5 protein-coding genes are annotated in these 5,861 nt (G+C 38.0%); 1 reads left to right on the top strand and 4 read right to left on the bottom strand.

Annotated features, from left to right (window positions below; genetic code table 11):
* Positions 1 to 58: 58 nt before the first annotated feature.
* Positions 59 to 682: an IS30 family transposase gene (locus FC36_RS05225; RefSeq protein WP_156409515.1), complete on the bottom strand. Its 624-nt coding sequence runs from the start codon at positions 680 to 682 to the stop codon at positions 59 to 61.
* Between the two features lie 261 nt (positions 683 to 943).
* On the opposite strand from FC36_RS05225, the gene FC36_RS05230 reads away from it, so the two are divergent.
* Complete coding sequence (locus tag FC36_RS05230) at positions 944 to 1,321, top strand: hypothetical protein (RefSeq protein ID WP_025020526.1); 378 nt, start codon at positions 944 to 946, stop codon at positions 1,319 to 1,321.
* Between the two features lie 269 nt (positions 1,322 to 1,590).
* On the opposite strand, the gene FC36_RS05235 is transcribed toward FC36_RS05230, so the two are convergent.
* The 3 genes from FC36_RS05235 to glpK are packed head-to-tail and all read right to left on the bottom strand — an operon-like array spanning position 1,591 to position 5,667.
* On the bottom strand, positions 1,591 to 2,295 hold the full coding sequence (locus FC36_RS05235; protein ID WP_025020525.1) for an MIP/aquaporin family protein: 705 nt from the start codon (positions 2,293 to 2,295) through the stop codon (positions 1,591 to 1,593).
* A gap of 18 nt (positions 2,296 to 2,313) precedes the next feature.
* The gene (gene glpO / locus FC36_RS05240) at positions 2,314 to 4,140 is read right to left on the bottom strand and encodes a type 1 glycerol-3-phosphate oxidase (RefSeq protein WP_023858633.1); all 1,827 of its coding nucleotides are present in this window, start codon (positions 4,138 to 4,140) and stop codon (positions 2,314 to 2,316) included.
* 12 nt (positions 4,141 to 4,152) lie between these two features.
* Complete coding sequence (gene glpK, locus FC36_RS05245) at positions 4,153 to 5,667, bottom strand: glycerol kinase GlpK (protein WP_025020524.1); 1,515 nt, start codon at positions 5,665 to 5,667, stop codon at positions 4,153 to 4,155.
* Positions 5,668 to 5,861: the final 194 nt, after the last annotated feature.

Below are 5,861 nucleotides of genomic sequence, written 5' to 3' on the forward strand. Positions count from 1 at the left end.
TAAAGACTTCAAGTGGTGTTCGCCAGTTTAAACACTTGAGTGGCATCGTATTCATTGTCTAGTTAATCCGCATTAGTTCCTCATCACTAACTTCTTCAATTGGACATCCCTTAGGGATAAAGCGGCGTAAAGCACGGTTACGATTCTCGTTAGCTCCACGTTCATGTGGCGCGTAAGCGTGGGCAAAGTAAACGTCAATATCAGACTGTTCTTCGACTTGCTTGTAACCTGAGAATTCCTTCCCATGGTCTACAGCAATCGACTTCATACCTTTAGTTCCTAACTTTTCAGCTAAGTTAAGGATAGCTTCCGTCATGGCAGCACTATTACGGTCGCTTAAACGTGTCACAATATAGAGGCGACTCATACGCTCTAAAAACGTTCCTAAAGCTTGTCCTTTAGTCTTACCTGAAAGAACTGTATCGCCCTCAAAATGGCTAAAAACAAGTTGCTTATTAACATCTTTAGGACGGACTTCAATGGACTTACCTTGTTGAGTAGCTTTCCCTCTAGTTTCAGCTGCACGTCTTCTACGAATTCCTTTATCTAGAAGGTTTTCTAGCTGAATATCAAGTAAGTTATTATCAATCCAGTTATAGATTGATTTGAAGCAAAATTTACTCTTAGACATAGCCGCAACTGTTTCGGGAGCCCAATGAGAGTCCTTGATTTTACTTTCGATATCATCCTTTTAGGATTCTATGACTTGCCAATCAACTAGCACCACGCACATACTAACAATTAGTACATTATGATAATCAATATTCCTTATTGTGGACATCTGTTATTAACTTTTACCTATAAGAATTAAATTTAAAGTTTGCTAACTTCCTTAGTATCATATCTTCTATCTAGTTATAGTTCGTTTCATTCCTTTATAGCTATAATTATTGCTATTTTATTCTTTACAGACTATAATCAGCCTTATAAGGGGGTAATATTGATGATGAATAATGAAGTTTTTCTCCAAGTTATGGAAAATGAAGGTCCAGTTACTATTATTACCGTTAATGCTCAGCCAGCTAGTGTTGTTAATACATGGATGTCTTATATAAAACTTGATTTAGCTAATGACAATCTTTATATTCCTGCAGCTGGTATGCACTCTATTGAACATGATTTTGAAGGCGATTCCACGCTTACTTTGACTGTCGGTAGTAAGAAAGTTATTGGTACAGAGGGGCCAGGTGCAGGTTTTCATATTTATGGTCAAGGATCATTTTTGGAAAATGGTGCTATTTTTGAGGAAATGAAAGCTAAATTTCCTTGGATTCGTAAAGTTTTAAAGGTTAAAGTTACTGATATTCAACAAAAAATTTAAGTTAAAAAGCATAAGAAGTTGCGTTTTTAATGAAAAGTCTCAAAATTGAAAAACCGCTAGATATTACGTTACTAAGAACGTTGATATCTAGCGGTTTTTATTGTCAGTATTTCTTAAATTTTATCCAAAGAGCTAGTTTTTTTCCAGTCTCCCCTTGATTTTTCTCATAAAACACAAAAAGCTGCAGACACCCATATTAGGAATCCACAGCATCTCGTAAAGAACCGCAATTTTATACTAAATCCACTTTACATTATATTCATTTCAAATTAGTTAATCATAACTTGAAGCCAGGTAGCTAGTAAACCACCAATAATGGGCCCCATAATTGGAATCCAAGCATATCCAAAATTAGCGTTTCCTTTATTTGGAACTGGTAAAAGGTAATATGCTAATCGTGGTGAGAAATCTCGCGCAGGATTCAAAGCAAAGCCTGTGGTTGCCCCGAGTGCCTGACCAATAACCATAATTAAGAGACCAACAATTAACGGTTTTAGTCCCTGAGTAAAATCTCCAAGATTTAATAGCGTGAAAATAAAGAAGAAGGTTGCGATTACTTCACTTAAAAAGTTAAAAATGGTATCAGAAACCGCCGGACCGGTAGCAAAGATTCCTACACTATTACCCTCATTATTTTTAGTTTCTTTAAAATGTGGGTAATAATGTACTATAACAAGTACTGCACCGAGAAACGCACCGAGAAACTGTCCAAGTAAGTAGGGAACTACATGAGACCATGAAAAGAGTCCAAAACTTGCAAAAGCTAAAGTTACCGCTGGATTAAGGTGACCATCAGAGCCCAGTTGTCCTGCCACATAAACACCAAATGTTACTGCCATACCCCAAGCGATAGTAATAAAAAGCCACTGCTGATTTTTTGCATAAGATTTATTTAAATTAACTGCAGCTCCTGTCCCCGTTCCGAGAACTATCAAAACCAATGTTCCTAAGAATTCACCGAGAAAGCCATTCATAAGCGGGTCCTCAACTTTCTATTTTAAGTAATCTAAACGAGTATTTGAAATTTCTCTTTCTAAAGCGTCTTTTTGTGCTGCTTTTTCTTGTGCAGACCAGCCCATAATCTTAGCCATTTCATTGACAAAAGCATCTTTTTTAGGAGCTAATTCATCTTCATGGAATAAAATGTAGTTGGTACGCCGTAATAAGAAGTCCACTAAAGTATATGAGGCTTCTTCATTAACAGAATAGTGCAAACTTAAAGTATCAGCTAAACTCAAGCCAGGAGCTGCCTCAACTTGATCTGCGTAAGAGACCACACGCCCTGTGTTTGAACCATAACGGTTAGCTAAATCTAAAGCTTCTGCAGCTGGAATTCCTTTACTCATGGCAATATTTTGATAGAATTTCATGGTTGCATCCACGTTGGTTGGATCAAAATGTCCACCTGAAACTTGAAGTGTCTTAGAGTCGATTTCCGTAAGTTCCATACCGTATTGTTCAGCAAAAATTTGACGCAGTAAATCCATAGCTCCAGCAGCCATTTTACGGTAGTCAGTAATTTTACCACCCGATAAGGTTACCAAGCCATCAGCAGCAACATCTAAAGAAGAACCTCGAGAAACTTGTGAAGGACTTAAGGTTTTTTCAGCACTGGCAGTTTCTAAACTAGAGATAGCTTTTTCTACATCACTACGACTTGCTTTATCATCACTATATTCATTAGCTATTTTAATTAAGTTGTTGAAACTTTCATCAGAAACCTTACCAACGTTAGCACCACCACCATTGTAGTCAGAACTACCATTATCTGAAAGTAGTGGTCGTAAACCAACCCAACTGGCTTCAATATCATTAATCGTAATATCAGCGCCTGGGAAACGATTGTTAATAGCTTTAAGAAGGTAGTCGACATCAGCTTGTTCGACACGTGGGTGAGCATAATCCCCGTCAAAGTCGGTATCTGTTGTCCCAAAATAAGTTTTACCTTCTCGTGGAACAACGAAGAACATCCGTCCATCACCCATGCCTGAGTCAGAATAAGTTGGTTGCGGTACACTCAAACGAGAAGCATCAATTACCAAGTGAACCCCTTTAGTTGGGCGAATAGTAGGGCCCTCCGCCTTACTATCAATATTTAATAACTTGGAAACCCAAGGACCGGTAGTATTCATAACTACTTTAGCGTGAACTTCAAATTCTTTACCGGTTAGAACATCTTGAGCTTTAACCCCATTGGCTTTCCCATTTTCATCGTGTAAGATTCCGACTACTTTAACTCGACTAGCTACAGTAGCCCCCATTTCTGCGGCTTCTTTAACATTCTCAATTACTAATCGGGCATCATTATTAACGAAGTCCAAGTAAACCCCGGCACCTAGCAATTTTTCACTTTTTAAATTTGGTTCACGTTGCAGAGCTTCTTGTGCTGAGATTGTGTAGTTAGCGTATTGCGTCCCTGTAACTCCTGCTAAACGGTCATAGAGATCCATAGCGATTTTAACACTGAACATGTCAAAAGTTGATGATGGATCATCATAGATTGGTAATAACATTGGAAATGGGCGTGGAATATGCGGAGCAATTCCTTGAACTACGGCTCTTTCTGTCACAGTGTCAGCTACCACTCCGACATCAAAAGTCTTGAGGTAACGAATCCCACCATGCACTAATTTAGTTGAACGTGAACTAGTTCCTTCAGCAAAATCTTGCATTTCTAAGAGGGCAGTTTTCAAACCTGAAGCCGTTGCTTGTAAGGCAACCCCTGCCCCGGTAATACCACCACCAATGACCAATAAATCATATTCTTCGTTCTTTAAATTTTCTAAAGTTGATGGACGTGTTTTTAATGATAGAGACATAATGAACTCCTCCTAATAGTTTTCTTTTACTTGGTGTTTAAAGACGCGGGTTGCTTTCACTGCATTTTGCCAACCAGCGTATAAATCATTGCGACGTTGTGGTTGCATCTTAGGTTCAAATTTGTGACCTACTTCAAAAATATTTTTTAATTCAGAAATATCTTTCCAATAACCAACAGCTAAACCAGCTAAGAAGGCAGCTCCCATTGCAGTAGTTTCTAAGTTTTTAGCTCTTTCGATAGGAGTGTTTAAAATATCTGCTTGGAATTGTAAAAGATAATCGTTTTTAGCAGCTCCACCATCAACTCGTAATGTTGGAATTTTTATTCCTGTATCTTTTTCCATAGTATCCACAACATCACGTGTTTGGTAGGCTAGAGATTGTAAGGTAGCTTTGATGAAGTCATCTTTTGTTGTTCCACGTGTTAAGCCAAAAACAGCTCCACGTGCATCACTGTCCCAGTAAGGTGCTCCAAGACCCGTAAATGCCGGTACTACAAAAACTTCATCATTATTTCTAGAGTTATATGCTGCTTGTTCAGATTCTGGCGCATTTTCTAACATCTTCATACTGTCACGTAACCATTGCAATGCCGAACCCGAGACAAAGACGGAGCCTTCTAAAGCGTAATTTACTTTACCGTTAATACTGTAAGCTACTGTTGTCAAAAGGTTATTTTTAGATAAAGTTGGCTTTTCTCCCGTATTCATCACAATAAAGGAACCAGTTCCGTAAGTATTCTTTACTGTGCCATCTTCTAAAGCTAATTGACCAAATAGTGCAGATTGTTGATCACCGACTAATCCAGAAATTGGAACGCTAGAACCATAGAAATGGTAAGCAGCTGTTTTACCATAAATCTCTGAATTTCCTTTAATTTCCGGTAGGATAGCCCGGGGGATATTTAATAAGTCTAAGATTTCTTGATCCCAATCTAAGGTTTCTAAGTTAAATAGCATGGTGCGACTAGCGTTGGAATAATCCGTTACATGAACTTGTCCCCCAGTTAATTTCCACGTTAACCAAGTATCGATTGTTCCAAATAAAAGTTCACCTTTTTCAGCACGTTCTTGGGCTCCAGCTACTTTATCTAAAATCCACCGAATCTTAGTAGCAGAAAAATAAGCATCGATTAACAAGCCTGTTTTTTGGTGAATCATTTCTGAATGTCCGGCATCAATTAATGCCTGGGCAATCTCATTAGTTTGACGTGATTGCCACACAATTGCATTGTAAATAGGCAGACCTGTTTTCTTATCCCAAATAATCGTGGTTTCTCGTTGGTTAGTAATTCCAATTCCAGCAATCTGATCTGGTTGAATCCCTGATTTAATAAATGCGTTAGCAATCGTAGAAAGAACCGCATTCCAAATTTCGTTTGCATTATGTTCCACCCAACCTGGTTCTGGGAAATATTGGGTAAATTCTTTTTGTGCGTCAGCTACTTTTTGCCCCTTATGATTAAAAATAATTGCTCGAGTGCTTGTTGTACCTTCATCGAGGGCCATAATATACTTCTCTGTCATAGCAAGACCTCCATAGTTATTCAGAAAACGCTTTCTTAACACAACAAAGTATAACACGATTTTTATGTTTTGTACAATGTTTTTTTAAAAAAAGGTAGATTGCAAGAAATAAATTGAACAAATTATAAACAATAATGTTCCATAAAGACTTCAAGTGGTGTTCGCCAGTTTAAACACTTGAGTGGCATCGTATT

Source organism: Ligilactobacillus equi DSM 15833 = JCM 10991 (genome assembly GCF_001435735.1).
GTDB classification, from domain to species: domain Bacteria; phylum Bacillota; class Bacilli; order Lactobacillales; family Lactobacillaceae; genus Ligilactobacillus; species Ligilactobacillus equi.

Excerpts from the sequence above, each read along its gene's own strand:
- FC36_RS05235 (WP_025020525.1), bottom strand. The coding sequence starts at position 2,295 with ATGAATGGCTTTCTCGGTGAATTCTTAGGAACATTGGTTTTGATAGTT.
- glpK (WP_025020524.1), bottom strand. The coding sequence starts at position 5,667 with ATGACAGAGAAGTATATTATGGCCCTCGATGAAGGTACAACAAGCACT.
- FC36_RS05230 (WP_025020526.1), top strand. The coding sequence starts at position 944 with ATGATGAATAATGAAGTTTTTCTCCAAGTTATGGAAAATGAAGGTCCA.
- glpO (WP_023858633.1), bottom strand. The coding sequence starts at position 4,140 with ATGTCTCTATCATTAAAAACACGTCCATCAACTTTAGAAAATTTAAAG.